This is a genomic window from Pseudomonas sp. OG7, from assembly GCF_014192825.1.
GTDB lineage: Bacteria > Pseudomonadota > Gammaproteobacteria > Pseudomonadales > Pseudomonadaceae > Aquipseudomonas > Aquipseudomonas monteilii.
In genome coordinates, this window is the sequence record NZ_JACHYK010000006.1 from 39,396 (window position 1) to 55,927 (window position 16,532).

General features: G+C 63.5%; 15 protein-coding genes. 11 read left to right on the forward strand and 4 right to left on the reverse strand.

The window, feature by feature from the left end:
• Positions 1-18 precede the first annotated feature (18 nt).
• From FHW75_RS15710 to FHW75_RS15725, 4 genes are read left to right on the forward strand one after another with little or no spacing between them, the layout of a single operon-like run.
• Complete coding sequence (locus FHW75_RS15710; protein ID WP_016713780.1) at positions 19-513, forward strand: DUF6231 family protein; 495 nt, start codon at positions 19-21, stop codon at positions 511-513.
• A gap of 2 nt (positions 514-515) precedes the next feature.
• Complete coding sequence (locus FHW75_RS15715; protein WP_025754557.1) at positions 516-992, forward strand: YchJ family protein; 477 nt, start codon at positions 516-518, stop codon at positions 990-992.
• Positions 993-994: 2 nt separating this feature from the next.
• Positions 995-1,471 carry an LEA type 2 family protein gene (locus FHW75_RS15720; RefSeq protein ID WP_019096575.1) on the forward strand — a complete coding sequence of 159 codons (477 nt, stop codon included), beginning with the start codon at positions 995-997 and terminating at the stop codon, positions 1,469-1,471.
• A gap of 7 nt (positions 1,472-1,478) precedes the next feature.
• A complete protein-coding gene (locus FHW75_RS15725; RefSeq protein WP_009684590.1) occupies positions 1,479-1,676 on the forward strand; it encodes an SEC-C metal-binding domain-containing protein in 198 nt (65 codons plus the stop codon).
• Positions 1,677-1,708: 32 nt separating this feature from the next.
• Here the strand turns inward: FHW75_RS15725 and FHW75_RS15730 are convergent, their stop codons facing one another.
• The 4 genes from FHW75_RS15730 to FHW75_RS15745 are packed head-to-tail and all read right to left on the reverse strand — an operon-like array spanning position 1,709 to position 5,314.
• Complete coding sequence (locus FHW75_RS15730; RefSeq protein ID WP_025754558.1) at positions 1,709-2,611, reverse strand: pyridoxal-phosphate dependent enzyme; 903 nt, start codon at positions 2,609-2,611, stop codon at positions 1,709-1,711.
• Positions 2,608-3,819: an MFS transporter gene (locus FHW75_RS15735; RefSeq protein WP_183674063.1), complete on the reverse strand. Its 1,212-nt coding sequence runs from the start codon at positions 3,817-3,819 to the stop codon at positions 2,608-2,610. Before FHW75_RS15735 ends, FHW75_RS15730 begins: the two co-directional genes overlap by 4 nt.
• Entirely contained in the window at positions 3,816-4,604 is a 789-nt protein-coding gene (locus tag FHW75_RS15740) for an alanyl-tRNA editing protein (protein WP_161990075.1), read from the reverse strand. Before FHW75_RS15740 ends, FHW75_RS15735 begins: the two co-directional genes overlap by 4 nt.
• Positions 4,601-5,314 carry a serine O-acetyltransferase gene (locus FHW75_RS15745; RefSeq protein ID WP_025754559.1) on the reverse strand — a complete coding sequence of 238 codons (714 nt, stop codon included), beginning with the start codon at positions 5,312-5,314 and terminating at the stop codon, positions 4,601-4,603. Before FHW75_RS15745 ends, FHW75_RS15740 begins: the two co-directional genes overlap by 4 nt.
• Positions 5,315-5,485: 171 nt before the next feature.
• Here FHW75_RS15745 and FHW75_RS15750 point away from each other — a divergent pair, with 171 nt between their 5' ends.
• From FHW75_RS15750 to pdeM, 7 genes are all read left to right on the forward strand, one after another.
• Positions 5,486-6,826, forward strand: a complete 1,341-nt coding sequence (locus FHW75_RS15750; RefSeq protein WP_025754560.1) for a PLP-dependent aminotransferase family protein — start codon at positions 5,486-5,488, stop codon at positions 6,824-6,826.
• A 103-nt stretch (positions 6,827-6,929) separates the two neighbouring features.
• Positions 6,930-9,371, forward strand: a complete 2,442-nt coding sequence (locus FHW75_RS15755) for a penicillin acylase family protein (protein ID WP_183674065.1) — start codon at positions 6,930-6,932, stop codon at positions 9,369-9,371.
• A 107-nt stretch (positions 9,372-9,478) separates the two neighbouring features.
• Positions 9,479-10,495 carry a ligase-associated DNA damage response exonuclease gene (locus FHW75_RS15760; RefSeq protein ID WP_183674067.1) on the forward strand — a complete coding sequence of 339 codons (1,017 nt, stop codon included), beginning with the start codon at positions 9,479-9,481 and terminating at the stop codon, positions 10,493-10,495.
• Positions 10,492-12,150 carry an ATP-dependent DNA ligase gene (locus FHW75_RS15765; protein WP_025754563.1) on the forward strand — a complete coding sequence of 553 codons (1,659 nt, stop codon included), beginning with the start codon at positions 10,492-10,494 and terminating at the stop codon, positions 12,148-12,150. Before FHW75_RS15760 ends, FHW75_RS15765 begins: the two co-directional genes overlap by 4 nt.
• A 99-nt stretch (positions 12,151-12,249) precedes the next feature.
• Complete coding sequence (locus FHW75_RS15770; protein WP_019096567.1) at positions 12,250-13,365, forward strand: succinylglutamate desuccinylase/aspartoacylase family protein; 1,116 nt, start codon at positions 12,250-12,252, stop codon at positions 13,363-13,365.
• Positions 13,366-13,432: 67 nt separating this feature from the next.
• Entirely contained in the window at positions 13,433-15,880 is a 2,448-nt protein-coding gene (locus tag FHW75_RS15775; protein WP_019096566.1) for a ligase-associated DNA damage response DEXH box helicase, read from the forward strand.
• A complete protein-coding gene (pdeM, locus tag FHW75_RS15780) occupies positions 15,877-16,527 on the forward strand; it encodes a ligase-associated DNA damage response endonuclease PdeM (protein WP_019096565.1) in 651 nt (216 codons plus the stop codon). Before FHW75_RS15775 ends, pdeM begins: the two co-directional genes overlap by 4 nt.
• The last annotated feature ends 5 nt before the right edge of the window (positions 16,528-16,532 follow it).

Sequence of the window (16,532 nt, forward strand, 5' to 3'; positions counted from 1 at the left end):
CTTGAACGAGGATTGGCAATGACCGAAGGTTTCTCCCAACGTACGCCGCAGCAGGCTTTGGCAGCCCTGCTGGAGCGCTTCACCCCGCAACGCCTGCTGCTGGTGGGCACACGTTTCCCGGCGCTCGACGCCTTCGCCGAAGCACACCCGCAGGTGACCATCGCCACAGCAGCCCCTGGCCCGCTTCCGGCCGAGCTTGCGGCCCAGCGTTTTGACCTGGCGGTGCTGGTGGACTGCCTGGAGCACCTGCCCAAACGCACGGGCCTGGAGCTGCTCGGCGGCATCCGCAACCTCAATGCCAGCCGGGTTGCCGTGCTGGCCGATCTGGCCGCCTGCGGCTGGCAAGACACCGACTTTTTCGCCCTGGCCCTGTCGGCCAGCGAGAAATTCTGCCGTGACCAGCAGGTATTGAGCCTGTTCACCTATGATCTACATGACTACAAGCAGGTCCCGGACTGGCTCAACGCCAGGTTCTGGGCCAACCCTGAAAACTTCGGCAAGTACTGGTGGTGATGATGAGTGTCTCGGTCTGCCCCTGTGGCAGTGGCAACCTGCTTGATGCCTGCTGTGGGCATTACCATGCCGGCACCCCGGCACCCGATGCCCAGGCGCTGATGCGCTCACGCTACAGTGCCTACGTGCTGGGCCTGGTCGACTACCTGGTGGCCACCACTTTGCCCGCCCAACAAGCCGACCTGGACCGCGCCGCCATGGCCGCCTGGAGCGCCCAGAGCACCTGGCTGGGCCTGGAGGTAGAAAGCGCTGAAGTACTCGGCGGCCAACCGGAACACGGCTTTGTCACCTTTACCGCACGCTGGCACGACCAGGAGGGCGACCACCAGCACCGTGAACGCTCGGCGTTCGTCCAGCATGCCGGGCGCTGGTACTTCATCGACCCTACGGTCGGGTTGAAGGCCGGGCGCAACGACCCCTGCCCCTGCGCCAGCGGGCAGAAGTTCAAGAAATGCTGTGCCAGTTACGTCGGGAGCTGAACATGAACGCCCGCGCCCGCCTGCTCCTGCTCGGTACACTGATGGCATGGCTGGCGGGCTGCAGCAGTTGGGGCGGTGAAGACTGGCGCGAACCCGAGGTGCGCCTGGTCGAAGTCGAAACGGTCAAGGCCAGGTTGCTGGAGCAGGAATTCGTGCTGCACCTGCAAGTCGACAACCCCAATGACAGCCGCCTGTTCATCCGCAACCTCTCGTATGCCGTGCGCCTGAACGATCTGCTGCTGGTGCAGGATGAAACCAGCGTATGGCGCAGCGTGGGCGGGCATGCCCGGCGTACCTTCAAGATCACCGCGCGTACCAACCTCTGGCAGCACCTCAAGCCGCTGGCCAAGCTGCTCAGAAGCAAGCAACCGCTGCACTACACCCTGCAGGGCGAACTGGCGACCGGGCTGCTTATCCATCGGGACCTGCACTTATCGCGCAGTGGTGAGATAATCCCCGGCGATCACATCCCGGAGTAACCCTGCAATGTCCCAGCAACCCCACGTTCATGGCCCTGACTGCAACCACGACCATGATCACCACCATGACCATGGCCATGTTCACGGCCCGCACTGCAACCACGGCCACCAAGAGCCGGTACGCAACGCCCTGAAGGACGTTGGCCGTAACGACCCGTGCCCATGCGGTAGCGAGAAGAAGTTCAAGAAGTGCCACGGCGCCTGATCTGACGTTGCCTCCCTGCTGAGGGCCTTGGCCTAGGCGGCCTTGCGCCGTGTCGCCCCCAGCAGGTCCTGGTACCACAGGCCGGCGTCATAGGCGATGGTCACCACAGTGGTCCCGGCATACCGCGGGTGCTGGGCCATGCGCTGAGCAACGGCCAGGCAGGCGGCAGCGGTATTGCCCACGAAAATGCCACTTTGCATGTAGAACCAGCGCTGCGCAGCCAGCATCTCTGCGTGTTGCACCTGGGCCCGCTCGTCCACCAGCGACCAGTCCATGAAAGGCGGGCAAACCCCCACTGCCATGCCTTCGAAGCGGTGGTCGGCAAACACACCCGCCCTTGAGTCGCACCCGCTGGGGTCGACCAACACCGTCGACACCTCGAAACCGTGATCCTTCAGCCCCAGCGTAATGCCCGTGAAGCTTGCCCCCGTACCCGCACAGCCAACAAACAGGACATCCCGCCCTGCCCCGGCGTTGGTCAGTTGCACGGCCAGCTCGCTGGCCGTCTGGTAACGATGGGCGTCGATACCCATCGGGTTGTTGAACTGGTCGGTATAGAAGTATGACTTGCCCAACGCGGCCTGGTTATCCAGGTGGTGCATGACCACATCCTTGGGGGTGGCACCGGCCATCAACATTTCCTTGCCGATCAGCCGCGCACCGAAACACTCGAGCAAATCCCGCTTGGTCTGGCTGAAGCTCAGCCCGACCGCCAGCTCCACGGCGACCTGGTACTTGTGACAGGCCGCCAGCAAGCCGAAGCCGAAACTGCCACCGGTTTTCTCGATGACGGTTGTCACACCGGGAATGATGTCGCCATTGCGTACGGCATGCTCGACGATGCGCCGGGCCGCTCGGTATTTGTGGCTTCCCCCAGGGTTGTTCATTTCCAGCTTGGTATAGATGCGATCGCTGACACTGATGAGCTCGCTCATTTGCGGCTACCTTCCATTGAAGTATGCAGGCAGGTCTTGTTCTGCAGCAGGCCGGCAGTGGCAACCAGCAGCCCGATGCACAGGGCCATGCAGATGGCGTTGGTGCCATCCCAGCCGACCGTGCTCAGCAACAGCGAAGGGCTGAACGCGCCGAGGGTAGCGAAGATGGCAATGGCCAGGTCGTTCTTGCCCTGCATCTGCATCGCTGCCGGGCTGTTCTGCAGCGACTGGGCCAGCAAGGCGCCGCCGCCTACATACGTCAGGTTCCAACCCAGCCCGAGGGCAATCAGTGCCAAGGTCATCATGGCGTAGCTGTGCGACCAGATATTCAGGGCCGAGCAGCCGATCAGCAGGGCCAGGCCCGCGCAAATGGTGGTCCTGATACCCAACCGCTGGATGATCGCACCGGTGAAGAACGACGGGGCAAACATGGCAATCACATGCCACTGGATCGCCAGGCGTACGTCCGAGAAGTCCTCGTGCATGTGTTTCATGTGCATCGAGGCCTGGATCATCAGCAGGTTCATGATCCCGTAGCTCAGTGCAGCAACGCCCATTGCCACCACCACACTCGGGCTTAACGGCTCGGTGCGTGGGCGGGCCGACTGGGCGGCGCTGTTGACCGTGCTGGTCACACCGCCATCGTCTGGCAGGCAAAGGGCAATCAGCAGTGACAGCAGCGCCAGGCCGACAAACGCGGCATAACACAGCGAAAACAGTGGATAGCCGCCCACATCACGCAGCCACTCGGTAAGCGTCGGCCCGGCCACCGCGGCGATGACGCCCCCCGCCACAACCAGCGAAAGGGCTTTGGGTTTCAGGGCCTGAGACAGATTGTCGGTGGCCGCGAAGCGGTTGAAGTTGGCGAAGGCGATATACACACCCAACGCAGAATGGCTAAGTACCAGCGTTGCAAAATGCTGGTGCTCCACCGCCAGAAAGCCGCTGACACCCGACAATGCCAACGGAATTGCGCCCAGCATGAAGGCCTTCTTGCGGCCGATGCGGCTCATCAGCCTGGAGACCGGGTAGGTTGCCAGCATCAGGCTCAGAAACTGAAACCCGTACGGCACCGTGGACCACGCGGCATCAGGCGCCAGCGCCGCGCCGACAATGGCGGCCATGGTCACGGACATGACCGCTGTGGTCAGGTTGATCGACTGTGCGGTGAAATACAGGTACGTGCGCCGCGGTAACGTGCTGTTCATAGTGCGTGCCCGTGGTAGGTGGACAGGTCGATTTCGGCATCGGGAAACGCGCAGATCAGCCGTTCCTTACCTTTGCCCAGGCGTTTGCGCCTGACGCTCAGGCGCCCTATACGCCCCGGTGAATCGAGGTGTGTGCCACCGCACGGAATTTCGATGCCGTTGTAGGTCCACAAACGTGCGTCTTCCAGGCCCTCGACCGCGTAGTGCTCGATGGGTGCATCGAAGCCGATCAGTTCGTTGGCCCGCCGTTCTATTTCAACCACCTCTTCGGCCGTGAAAGCGTCCTCGACCAGGAAGTCGAAACGTGCCGAATCCTCTTTGATGTGGCAGCCGATGGTCCATTGCTGCAGCTCTTCACGCTGCCCGATCGCAGCGGCATACAGAAAGTGACTGGCACTGTGAGACAGCGTCAGCCGCTCGCGCCGTTCAATATCGATGGTGATGCGAGCCGGCATGCCTGGCGTGACGTCATCCAGCAGGTGCAGATCATCAGGGTGCAGGCTGTGAATAATGATGCCGCCCAGTTTTCCACCTTTGAAACCTTCTAGGCGAATCGGGCTGCCATACAGTTTTTTCACCCAGACAAAGCGCACAGTTCCCACCGGTAATTCAATGGTGCCGAAGTCTGCTTCCTGGCCGCCGCCCTCCGGGTAAGCCACGGTACTCTGCAATTCAATGCCATCACTGTGCACGCGTGTTACTTGCGTATCAACGCCGGCCAGATACTGGTCTTTGTAATACAGCTTTTCGGTATTGCGTAACACTTCATAGTTCAGAGTGTTCATGGTTCCAGTACCACCTGCAATGATGTTTTAACCTGTACCCTGGCAGCCGCGGGAACATCTTTGGTAATAATGCAGCCCGGCCCGATAAATGCGCCGTCACCGACGTGGATAGCGCCCAGCACACTGGCGAACGCGCCGATTTGTACCCGGTTGCCCAACGTCGGGTGCCTGGGGCTTGAAGGGTTGCCGCTGATACCGCGGGCGCCCAGGGTGACGCCGCCCAGCACGTAGCAATCGTCACCAATGGTCGAGGTTTCGCCTATGACGGTGCCCATGCCGTGATCGATGATGAAGCGTGCGCCAATACGGCTGCGGAAGTGAATTTCCGCGCCGGAGAGCATTTTGCCGCGCCTGGAGATCATGGCCGCCAGGCATTGACCACCGGCACCATAGGCAGCAGCGGTATTGTTGTAGATCCAATGGGCGAGCCGATAATGCAGAACGGCAGAATAAGAGGTGTACGTTCTTGCAATGAATACCAGGTCGCGGCCAGCTGCCGGATCTTTCAGGGCAAAGGCCTGCAAATCGGCATGGGCTTGTTCGGTGACACACTGAATAACCGAAGTTTCTTTAAACGCTTCGAATTCATCAACTGAACAACACTCCAATAGCGCCGATGTAACAAGGTTCCTTACAACCTTGAAAGTTTCCGGTTCATCAGGCACAGGTAGCCTGGCAATGACGGCTGATTGCATATCCATAGAGTGCATGGGCTCAATATCCAGTTGTCTGGTTGAACAGACGCTTAAGGTGCTGCCTTTGCGGGCAACCAACACTTCCGACCAGGGAATAGTGGCATGTACTGGCCAGTTGAAAACGAACAGTCGACAAGCATTTCCGTTAACTGTTAGGCTTTTTTTTCTAACGGTTTGAGACCTGCCATGAACACCCGCAGCCTTCATCACCAGTTAAGACAACGCCTGGATGCAGGGGAGTGGCTGCCCGGGCAGCGCATGCCCTCCATCCGCAAACTGACAGCTGCAGTCGACTTCAGCTACCACGACGTTGTTTCGGCCTACGCCCAGCTGGTCAGCGAAGGTGTGTTGACCGCTTCGCCGGGCAGGGGCTACTTCGTCGCGACCCGGTCACGGCAAACCAGTGTGATCCACGAGCCCGAATGCATGGCGGGCGACCCGCTTTTCAAGCTGCTGCAAGGCGGCCAGCACTACACCAAGCTGGGCAGCGGCTGGCTCCCCCCCGCCTGGCGTGACACCGAGCTGCTGGCCAAGGCCATTCGCCGCACGGCGCGGCTGGAGCAAAGCTCGCTGGCCGAATACGGCGACATCCAGGGCTACCTGCCCATGCGCAAACAGCTGTGCGTACACATGAAACGGCTGACCCGTGTCGATGTCCGCCCCAACCAGTTGCTGACCACGCTGGGCGCCACACAAGGCCTTGACCTGGTTGCGCGGCTGCTGATCAAGCCAGGCGACCACGTTTTCGTCGACGAGCCGGGTAACGGCAACCTGATCAAGCTGATCCAGCTGGCGGGCGGGCACGTTGTCGGCATACGGCGAACCCAGGACGGGCCAGACGTGGAAGAGATGAAAACCTACCTGGCCGGGCACAAGGTCAAGGCATTTTTCTGTAACAGCACCTTCCACAACCCGACCGGCAGCAACATCAGCCCGCACAACGCCTTCAGTGTCCTGCGCCTGGCGGTAGAGCACGAGTTCTTCGTGGTCGAGGACGATGTGTATGGCGACTTCAGCCCGGCCGTACGCCAGACCTTTGCCGAGCTGGACAACCTTGACCGGGTTATCTACATCGGCAGTTTCTCCAAATGCCTGTCCGCATCGCTACGCGTGGGTTTCATCGCCTGCTCACACGACCTGATCGAACCGCTGACACGCCTGAAACTGCTGACCTGTGTTGCCGTCCCGGCGTTTTGCGAACGCTTCGTCAACACCATATTGTCGGATGGCACCTATGCCCGGCACATGAATGATGTGCAGCAGCGCCTGATCAGGCAGCAGGTCCAGACCCAGCGGCTTCTGATCGAGCGAGGCTGGCAGTTTGAAATCGCACCGCAAGGGGGGATGTTCCTCTGGGTCTACCACCCGGACCTGCCAGACCTGCAACCCCTGGTGCGCAAACTGGAACAAAACAAGATCCTGCTGATGCCCGGCTCGGCGTTCGCCGTCACCCGTGACTACCGGCGCTATGCGCGCATCAATTGCACGCACTTTTCCGAGACGTTGGCAGACCACTTCAACGTTTGAGGCAGCGCTGGCAAATAAACCGACCTGGGACCTTGCATGGCGCCTGCGCGCTTACTACCTTAGCGCCTTTCGAAACCCGCCACGCCTTGCAGGAGCCCTTGTCATGGCCGCCCCCGCCTTTCCTCCCTTCCGCCCGCGGTTCGCAACCGCTGCCACGCTGCTCGGCATGCTCGGGCTGGCCGGCTGCCAGACGGGCGGCTACCAGGACAGCGTGCCACCGACCAGTGGCGTGCAGCCGCTCAAGGGCCTGGCGCAGAATGTTTCAGTACGCCGCAATGCCATGGGTGCGCCACTGATCGAAAGCAGCAGCTTCCATGATGCGCTGTTCAGCCTGGGCTATGTGCATGCCGGTGACCGCATCGAGCAGATGGTCGCCATGCGCCTGCTGGCCCAAGGCCGTCTGGCCGAACTGGCCGGCAGCGAAGCGCTGGACATCGACCGCCTGATGCGCGCGGCCAACCTCAAGCAAAGCGCCGCCCAGCAGTACGCCGACGCATCGCCACGGCTCAAGCGCTTTTTCGAAGTGTACGCACGCGGGGTCAACGCCTACCTGTTCCGCTACCGCGACAAGCTGCCGGCCGGCCTGGCCAGCAGTGGCTATCGCCCGGAATACTGGAAGCCCGAAGACTCGGCACTGATCTTCAACCTGTATGCGTTCAGCCAATCGGTGAACCTGCAGGAAGAATTGAGTGCCCTGACCCTGGCGCAGAAAGCCGGCAGCGACAAACTGGCCTGGCTGCTGCCTGGCGCCCCGGACGAGCCATTGGCCGAAGGCGAGGTGGACAAGCTCAAGGGCCTGAACCTGGCCAGCCAGCTGCCGGGCCTGCCAGCGCTGGCGGCCGCCAGCCAGAAACTGGCCGACCTCGACCTGCTCGGCAGCCCGGGCTCGGCCAACCTGGCCCTGGCCCCGCAGCGCAGCCGCAGTGGCAAGAGTCTGCTGGCCAGCGACAGCCGCGCTACCTGGGCCCTGAGCCCGGTACAGATTCACACCGGCAAGTACCAGGTTGCCGGCCTGTCGTTGCCGGGTTTGCCGATCGTGCTGGCCGGTTACAACGGCAAACTGGCCTGGAGCAGCAGCGCCGTGATGGCCGACAACCAGGACCTGTTCCTGGAACAACTGCGTCGTCAAGGCAGCCAGCTGAGCTACCTGGCCGACGGCAAATGGCTGCCGGCCCGCGCCCGTAGCGAAACGTTCTTCGTCCGAGGCCAGCGCCCGCTGCGCGAGGTGATGTATGACACCCGCCACGGCACCCTGCTGGCCCAGCCAGACAACGCCAGCCTGGGCCTGGCGCTGAACTTGCCGCAGTTCAAGGGCGACCGCAGCCTGGATGCACTGTTCGACCTGACCCGGGCCAGGAACGTGGAACGCGCCTTCGACAGTACCCGCGAAGTGACCGCCGCGGCCCTCAACTTTGTCTTCGCCGAGCCGGAGCACATCGGCTGGCAAGTCAGTGGCCACTACCCCAACCGCCGCGAAGGCCAGGGCCTGCTGCCCTCGCCGGGCTGGGACGGGCGCTACGACTGGGACGGCTATGCCGACCCGATGCTGCACCCGTATGACCAGGACCCGCCTGCTGGCTGGATCGGCCACGCCAACCAGCGCAGCCTGCCGCGTGGCTACGGCATGCAGCTGTCCAGCACCTGGTACTACCCCGAACGCGCCGAACGCCTGGCCCAGTTGGCCGGCAATGGCCGCCACGACAGCCGCAGCCTGATGGCCCTGCAGAACGACCAGGTAACCCTGCTGGCCGACAAGCTCAAGCAGATGTTCGACGCCCCCGGCATGGCCCAGCCACTGAAGCAGGCGATCGACGCCCTGCCTGCCGCACAACGCGACAAGGCCCGCGACACACTGGCCCGGCTCAAGGCCTTCGATGGCCGACTGAGCCCGGTGTCAGCGGATGCCGCGCTGTACGAGCTGTTCTTGCAGGAGGTAACGCGGCAGACCTTCCTCGACGACCTGGGCCCGGAATCCGGCCCTGCCTGGCAGGCGTTCGTCAGCAATGCCCGCTTGTCGTTCTCGGCCCAGGCCGATCACCTGCTGGGCCGCGACGACAGCCCGTTCTGGGATGACCGCAACACCCCACAAAAAGAAGACAAGCCTGCCATTCTCGCCCGCAGCCTGGCGGGAGCAATGGACGCCGGGATCGCGCAACTGGGCGCCGACCGCCGCGCCTGGCAATGGGGCAAGCTGCACCAGTACCGCTGGCCAGCACCGGCCTACCATGGCCTGGGCGAAGCCATCAGCCGCTCACCGCTGGCTGCAGGTGGCGACTTCACCACCCTCGCCCTGACGCCATACGCCTGGGGCAGCGACTTCGACACCCGCCTGCCGGCCTCGGCGCGGATGATCGTAGACTTCGGCCAGGCCGAACCGTTGCAGGTGCTGACCAGCAGCGGCCAGTCCGGTAACCCGGCAAGCGCGCACTACAGCGACGGGCTGGATGCCTGGTTCAAAGGCCAGTTCATGAGCCTGCCGCTGCAGCAGCAGAACTTCGGGCGGGCGTATGGCAACCAACGACTCACGCTGGTGCCTGGCAAATAACGGGCATCGCCTGTTTTGGGGCTGCATTGCAGCCCCAGCCATTTCCAGTCGAACTTCCTTTCTCCTGCATGGCTCCTAACTGGTAACTCCAAACCAGCGCCCGCGCCATGGACCTTGTCATCGCCCGCCCCGAAGGCCTCTACTGCCCACCCGGTGATTTCTACATCGACCCTTGGCGGCCCGTGGACCGCGCCGTGATCACCCATGGCCACGGTGACCATGCACGGACCGGCAATGGCCATTATCTGACCGCCAGCCCCGGTGCTGGCATTCTGCGTAGCCGGTTGGGCCAAGGCATCGATTTGCAGACCCTGCCCTACGGTGAGCGCCTGCTTCACCATGGGGTGACCCTGAGCCTGCACCCGGCCGGGCACGTGCTGGGTTCGGCACAAGTGCGCCTGGAGTACCAGGGTGAAGTCTGGGTCGCGTCCGGTGACTACAAGGTGGAGCCCGATGGCACCTGTACGCCCTTCGAACCCGTGCAGTGCCACACCTTCATCACCGAATCGACGTTCGGCCTGCCCATTTATCGCTGGCCCAGCCAGGCTGAGGTGTTCGCCGACATCAATACCTGGTGGCGGGCCAACAGCACACAGGGCAAGGCCAGCGTGCTGTTCTGCTATGCCTTCGGCAAGGCCCAGCGGATTTTGCATGGGCTGGACGCCAGCATCGGCCCGATCCTCGTGCACGGCGCCGTCGAGCCGCTCAACCGGGTGTACCGGGACGCCGGTATCCACCTGCCGAAAACCCTCTATGCCGGCGACATACCGCGCAACGACCCACTGCTGCGCCAAGCGCTGATCCTGGCGCCCCCGTCAGCCAGCGGCAGTAGCTGGATGCGCCGCTTCGGCGAGTACAGCGATGCCTTCGCCAGTGGCTGGATGCTACTGCGCGGCACCCGCCGGCGGCGCGGTGTGGATCGGGGCTTCGTCCTCTCGGACCATGCCGACTGGCCCGGGCTGCTGTGGGCAATTGGCCAGACCGGCGCCGAACGGGTGATGGTCACCCACGGCTCGGTCAACGTGCTGGTGCGCTGCCTCAACGAACAAGGCCTCGATGCCCGCGCCTTCGTCACCGAATACGGCGACGAAGACGACGTCGTCACTGCCGAACCCACACCATGAAAGCCTTCGCCACGTTGTACCTGCGCCTGGATGCGACCACATCCAGCAACGCCAAGCTTGAGGCACTGCGCGACTATTTCGCCAATGCCCCCGCCGAGGATGCCGCCTGGGCCGTGTACTTTCTGGCCGGCGGGCGCCCGCGCCAGCTGGTGCCCACTCGCGTGTTGCGCGCACAGGCAACGGCTCAGGCCGGGTTGCCAGACTGGCTCTTCGAAGAAAGCTATCAGGCAGTGGGTGACCTGGCCGAAACCATTTCGCTATTGCTACCCATACACGCCGATGGCAGCGATGAAGGCCTTGCCATCTGGGTGGAGCAGCATTTGCTGCCCCTGCGCGGACTACCGCCTGAGCAGGTTCAGCAGCGCCTGCAGCCGCTCTGGGCGCAGCTGGATCGCCCCAGCCTGATGCTGTGCCTGAAGCTGATCACCGGCAGTTTTCGCGTGGGCGTATCGAAGTTGCTTGTCACCCGCGCCTTGGCGCAACTGGCCGGGCTGGACGCCAAGCGCGTGGCCCAACGCCTGGTCGGTTACACCGATATTGGCCATCGCCCTACCGCAGCCAGCTACCAGAAGCTGATCGCCCCGGAGTCCGCCGATGAGCATCGCCAGCGTGGCGGCCAGCCCTACCCATTCTTCCTGGCCCACCCGCTACAAGCCTCTACCGACCAGTTCGATACTTTGCTCGGGCCGCCAAGCAACTGGCAAATCGAGTGGAAGTGGGACGGCATTCGCGCCCAGGTGGTCAAGCGCGAGGGCCAGCTGTGGGTGTGGTCGCGCGGCGAAGAGCTGGTGACCGAGCGCTTCCCCGAACTGCACAGCCTGGCGCAGACGCTACCCGATGGCGTGGTGCTCGACGGCGAGATTCTGGTCTGGAAACCAGGTGATACAGGGGCTGAACTGGCCGTGCAGCCTTTTTCCCTGCTACAGCAGCGCCTGGGGCGCAAAACGCTGGGCAAGAAATTGCTGACCGACGCACCGGTGGTGTTGCAGGCCTACGACCTGCTGGAGTGGCAAGGCGAAGACTGGCGCAACCGGCCGCAGCACGAGCGCCGCAGCCAACTGGAACGCTTGGTCGATGCGCACCCGCTTGCCCCCGTGCTGCTGTCGCCGCTGCTGACAGGCCCGGACTGGGCCGACCTTGCCCACCAGCGCGAACAGTCGCGCAGCCTGGGTGTCGAGGGCCTGATGCTCAAGCAGCGCGAGGCCCTTTACGGTGTGGGGCGCACCAAGGATATGGGTACCTGGTGGAAGTGGAAGATCGACCCGTTCAGCGTCGATGCCGTACTGATCTATGCCCAACGCGGCCACGGTCGGCGTGCAAGCCTGTACAGCGACTACACCTTCGCCGTGTGGGACGCACCGGCCGGCACTCCGGGGCGAGCACTGGTACCCTTTGCCAAGGCCTATTCGGGGCTCAGTGACGAAGAAATGCGCAAGGTCGATGCCATTATCCGCAAGACCACGGTGGAAACCTTCGGCCCGGTACGCAGCGTAACGCCTACGCTGGTGTTCGAACTGGGCTTCGAAGGCATTGCCTTGTCCAGGCGCCACAAGAGCGGTATTGCCGTGCGCTTTCCGCGCATGCTGCGCTGGCGGCTGGACAAGCCGGTGGAAGAGGCGGATGACCTGGCCTCCTTGCAGGCACTGCTGGCCTGAAAGGTCGCGCCCCCATTGAGGCGCAACGCTGAAAACTATGCTTCTATCAGTGTGCCGACCTGTGTCGCAGACCGTATTCGCCACGCATCCAGGACCACCATGCACCATTCAACCCACGACCTGCTCTCTCCCGTTCCGGGCATCACCCGCCAGTTGCACAGCTTCCACTTCGGCCCTCGCAGTGGCGGCAAAGTCTATATCCAGGCCTCCCTGCATGCCGACGAACTGCCCGGCATGCTGGTGGCATGGCACCTCAAGCGCCGCCTGATAGCGCTGGAAGAACAAGGCCGCCTGCAGCGCGAGATCATACTGGTGCCGGTGGCCAACCCGGTCGGCCTGGAGCAAGTGCTGCTGGATGCGCCGCTGGGGCGCTTCGAACTGCAAAGTGGCGAGAACTTCAACCGCAACTTCGTCGACCTGTCGGACAGCATCGGCGATCAGATCGAAGAGCACCTGACCCAGAACCCGGCGCACAACGTCGAGCTGATCCGCGAATACCTGCGGCGTGGGCTGGACGCGCACCCGGCCCGCACACCGCTGCAAGCCCAGCGCCTGATCCTGCAGCGCCTGGCCTGCGATGCCGACATGGTGCTGGACCTGCACTGCGACTTCGAAGCCGTTGAACACCTGTACACCACACCCGATGCCTGGCCACACATCGAGCCGCTGGCCCGCTACCTGGGCGCCCAGGCCAGCCTGCTGGCCACCGACTCGGGCGGGCAGTCGTTCGACGAATGTTTCAGCCTGGTCTGGTGGCAGTTGCAGCAACGCTTCGGCAAGCGCTTCCCGATCCCGCTGGGCTGCTGCTCGGTAACTGTCGAACTGCGCGGCCAGGCCGATGTCAGCCATGACCTGGCCAGCAAAGACTGCCAGGCGATACTCGACTTCCTTACCCACGCAGGCGTTATCGAAGGCGCCAGCCCTGCCCTGCCGCCCTTGCCCAGCCCGGCCACGCCGCTGGCTGCAGTGGAACCGGTAGTGACGCCGCTGGGCGGGTTGCTGGTGTATCACGCCATACCCGGACAGCACCTGGAAGCTGGGCACTTGATTGCCGAAGTCATCGACCCGCTCAGTGACCGGGTAACGGCAGTGCGCAACAGCCAACCGGGCCTGCTGTATGCCCGCAGCGTAAGGCGCATGGCCACTTCTGGCATGGTCATCGCTCATGTTGCTGGCGAGCAGGTATGTCGCAGTGGCTACCTGCTGGGCAACTGATTCGGTAAAACCATTGCACGTGGCGGGCGGTCTGTAGAAGCACAGCCTTCAAAGGACCACTTGCCTCATGCCCGCCACCGACCTCGCCAATGCCTGGTTTGCCAGGCGTGGCTGGAAGCCATTCGCTTTCCAGCGCCGCGTTTGGGCAGCTGTGGCGCGCGGCGAGTCCGGCCTGCTGCACGCCAGTACCGGGGCCGGCAAGACCTACGCCGTGTGGCTCGCCGCGCTTCGTGCGTTCAAGACCCAGCCCCAAGGCAGCCAATCGGTGCCATTGCAGGTGGTGTGGGTGACGCCCATGCGTGCCTTGGCCGCCGACACCGCACGCGCCCTGCAGGTGCCCGTGGATGAACTGGCGCTGCCGTGGAGCGTTGGGGTACGCAGCGGTGACACAGGCAGCGCAGAACGAGCCCGACAAGCTCGGCGCCTGCCAAGTGTGCTGGTCACCACACCCGAGAGCCTGACGCTGCTGCTGACGCGCGCACAGGCCCGCGAAGATTTCGCCACCCTGCGGCTCGTAGTGGTGGATGAATGGCACGAACTGCTGGGTAACAAGCGTGGGGTACAACTGCAGCTGGCCCTGGCCCACCTGCGCCACTGGCATCCAGGCCTGCCGACCTGGGGCCTCTCCGCCACCCTGGGCAACCTGCAACATGCGCTGGACGTTCTGCTGCCGCAAGGCGGCCTGCTGGTACAGGGCCGACAGGACAAGGCGCTGCAAGTCGATACCCTGCTGCCAACAGCGATCGAACGCTTCCCTTGGGCCGGGCACATGGGCCTGAAGATGCTCGACCAGGTCAGCCAGGAAATCGAGGCCAGTGCCAGTTGCCTGGTGTTCACCAACACGCGTGCCCAGGCCGAGCTCTGGTACCAGGCCCTGCTTGAAGCCCGCCCTGACTGGGCCGGACTGATTGCCCTGCACCATGCCTCGCTGGCCCGCGATACCCGCGACTGGGTGGAACGTAGCCTCAAACAGGGCAGCCTGAAAGCGGTGATCTGCACGTCCAGCCTTGACCTTGGCGTGGACTTTCTACCCGTGGAACGGGTGTTGCAAATCGGCTCGGCCAAAGGCATCGCCCGCCTGATGCAACGCGCCGGGCGCTCCGGGCACGCACCGGGGCGGCGCTCGCGGATCACCCTGGTGCCTACCCACAGCCTGGAACTGGTGGAGGCAGCTGCAGCCCGACAGGCACTGATAGCCGGGCACATCGAAGCCCGCTACTCGCCGCAACTGTGCATGGACGTGCTGGTGCAGCACCTGGTCAGCATGGCCTTGGGCAGTGGTTTTCGACCCAAGCAGCTACTGGCCGAAGTTCGCAGCACCTGGGCCTTCCGCGCGTTGCGCGACAGCCAGTGGCAGTGGGCGCTGGACTTCGTCTGCCACGGTGGCAGTTCACTTTCCGCCTACCCGGATTACCAGCGCGTCGAGCCCAGGCCCGACGGCGTTTACCGGGTTGCCAGCGAACGCCTGGCACGGCGCCACCGCATGAGCATCGGCACCATCGTCAGCGACGCCAACCTGCAACTGAAATACTGGAGCAAGGGCGGCGGGGGCAAGACGCTGGGCAGTGTCGAAGAAGCGTTCATCGCCCGCCTGCGTCCCGGCGACACGCTAGTGTTTGCCGGGCGGGTGCTGGAACTGGTACGCGTGGAAAACATGACCGCCTATGTGCGCCGCAGCACCGCGCGCAAGGCTGCGGTGGCACGCTGGAACGGTGGGCGCATGCCGCTATCGAGCGAACTGGCCGACGCGTTGGTCGAGCAACTCGATTCTGCGGCCCATGGCCGCTTTGACGGCCCGGAGATGCGAACCGTGCGGCCGCTGCTGGCGTTGCAGGCACAGTGGTCGGCGTTGCCAACCACCGGCACGCTGCTGGCCGAGACCTTCAAGTCGCGCCAGGGCTGGCACGTGTTCTTGTACCCCTTTGCCGGGCGCCTGGCCAACCTGGGCCTGGCCAACCTGATTGCCTGGCGGGTCAGCCGCGTACAACCGCTGTCGGTATCGATTGCCGTCAACGACTACGGGTTCGAACTGCTCAGCCCTGCGCCGGTGGACTGGACAACGCACCTGCCAAAGGCGCTGGGTACCGAGCACTTGCTGGAAGATGTGCTGGCCAGCCTGAATGCAGGGGAAATGGCACTGCGGCGTTTTCGCGAAATTGCCCAGATTGCCGGGCTGGTGTTTGGCGGCTACCCGGCGGCACAGAAGAGCACTCGACAGATCCAGGCATCCAGCGGGCTGTTCTATGAGGTGTTTCGCAAGCATGACGCCGGTAACCTGCTACTCGGCCAGGCACGGGACGAAGTGCTGGGCGAGGAGCTGGAGATCGAGCGGCTGCGTCGGCAATTGCTGAAAATGGCCAGCCTGAAGCTGGACCTGCAGGTATTGAAGCGACCGGGACCGCTGGCGTTCGCTTTACTGGTAGAGGGCATGCGCGAGACGCTGAGCACCGAGAAGCTTGCAGACCGGATTGCGCGAATGGTTGCAGAACTGGAACAAGCGGCAGGTAAGGCATGAATGTCCAGCCCATCGAACACGCAGGCCAAGTGCTCTGGCTGCTTGCCGACAAGGCCATCTATTGGCCCAGGCGCCGAGCATTGCTGGTGGCCGACGTACACATCGGCAAGGCTGCCAGCTATCGTGCCCTGCACCAACCTGTACCGCGTGGTACCACAGACGCGACGCTCGCCCGGCTGGATGCCTTGCTGGCAGCCCATGACTGCGACCAGTTGATCGTTCTCGGGGATTTCCTCCATGCACGCACTGCCCGGGCGCCTGCAACGCTGGCCAGGCTGCATGCGTGGCGGCAGCGCCACGCGCAGATGAATATTGTGCTGATACGCGGCAATCATGATCGCAACGCCGGCGATCCACCTGCATCGCTTCGCATTGAAGTCAAGGATGAGCCTTGGGTACTGGAACCTTTCGCGCTACAACACGAACCAACGCCTCACCCGGCTTACCCAGTGCTGGCCGGCCATGTGCACCCGGTTTTTGTGCTGCGCGGCACGGCTCGCCAGCGCCTGCGACTGCCATGCTTCCTGATCGACGCTCACGTCAGTCTGCTGCCGGCTTTCGGTGAGTTCACCGGCGGCTGGAAGATCGCGCCATCCAGCACCAGCCGGGTATACCTGGCTGGCGCAGGACGGGTCTGGCCGCTGTAACGGCG

What these genes read in the sequence shown, in the direction of transcription:
- pdeM (WP_019096565.1), top strand. Translation starts at nt 15,877, where the DNA reads ATGAATGTCCAGCCCATCGAACACGCAGGCCAAGTGCTCTGGCTGCTT.
- FHW75_RS15740 (WP_161990075.1), bottom strand. Translation starts at nt 4,604, where the DNA reads ATGAACACTCTGAACTATGAAGTGTTACGCAATACCGAAAAGCTGTAT.
- FHW75_RS15770 (WP_019096567.1), top strand. Translation starts at nt 12,250, where the DNA reads ATGCACCATTCAACCCACGACCTGCTCTCTCCCGTTCCGGGCATCACC.
- FHW75_RS15765 (WP_025754563.1), top strand. Translation starts at nt 10,492, where the DNA reads ATGAAAGCCTTCGCCACGTTGTACCTGCGCCTGGATGCGACCACATCC.
- FHW75_RS15755 (WP_183674065.1), top strand. Translation starts at nt 6,930, where the DNA reads ATGGCCGCCCCCGCCTTTCCTCCCTTCCGCCCGCGGTTCGCAACCGCT.
- FHW75_RS15725 (WP_009684590.1), top strand. Translation starts at nt 1,479, where the DNA reads ATGTCCCAGCAACCCCACGTTCATGGCCCTGACTGCAACCACGACCAT.
- FHW75_RS15720 (WP_019096575.1), top strand. Translation starts at nt 995, where the DNA reads ATGAACGCCCGCGCCCGCCTGCTCCTGCTCGGTACACTGATGGCATGG.
- FHW75_RS15715 (WP_025754557.1), top strand. Translation starts at nt 516, where the DNA reads ATGAGTGTCTCGGTCTGCCCCTGTGGCAGTGGCAACCTGCTTGATGCC.
- FHW75_RS15735 (WP_183674063.1), bottom strand. Translation starts at nt 3,819, where the DNA reads ATGAACAGCACGTTACCGCGGCGCACGTACCTGTATTTCACCGCACAG.
- FHW75_RS15745 (WP_025754559.1), bottom strand. Translation starts at nt 5,314, where the DNA reads ATGCACTCTATGGATATGCAATCAGCCGTCATTGCCAGGCTACCTGTG.
- FHW75_RS15750 (WP_025754560.1), top strand. Translation starts at nt 5,486, where the DNA reads ATGAACACCCGCAGCCTTCATCACCAGTTAAGACAACGCCTGGATGCA.
- FHW75_RS15710 (WP_016713780.1), top strand. Translation starts at nt 19, where the DNA reads ATGACCGAAGGTTTCTCCCAACGTACGCCGCAGCAGGCTTTGGCAGCC.
- FHW75_RS15760 (WP_183674067.1), top strand. Translation starts at nt 9,479, where the DNA reads ATGGACCTTGTCATCGCCCGCCCCGAAGGCCTCTACTGCCCACCCGGT.
- FHW75_RS15775 (WP_019096566.1), top strand. Translation starts at nt 13,433, where the DNA reads ATGCCCGCCACCGACCTCGCCAATGCCTGGTTTGCCAGGCGTGGCTGG.
- FHW75_RS15730 (WP_025754558.1), bottom strand. Translation starts at nt 2,611, where the DNA reads ATGAGCGAGCTCATCAGTGTCAGCGATCGCATCTATACCAAGCTGGAA.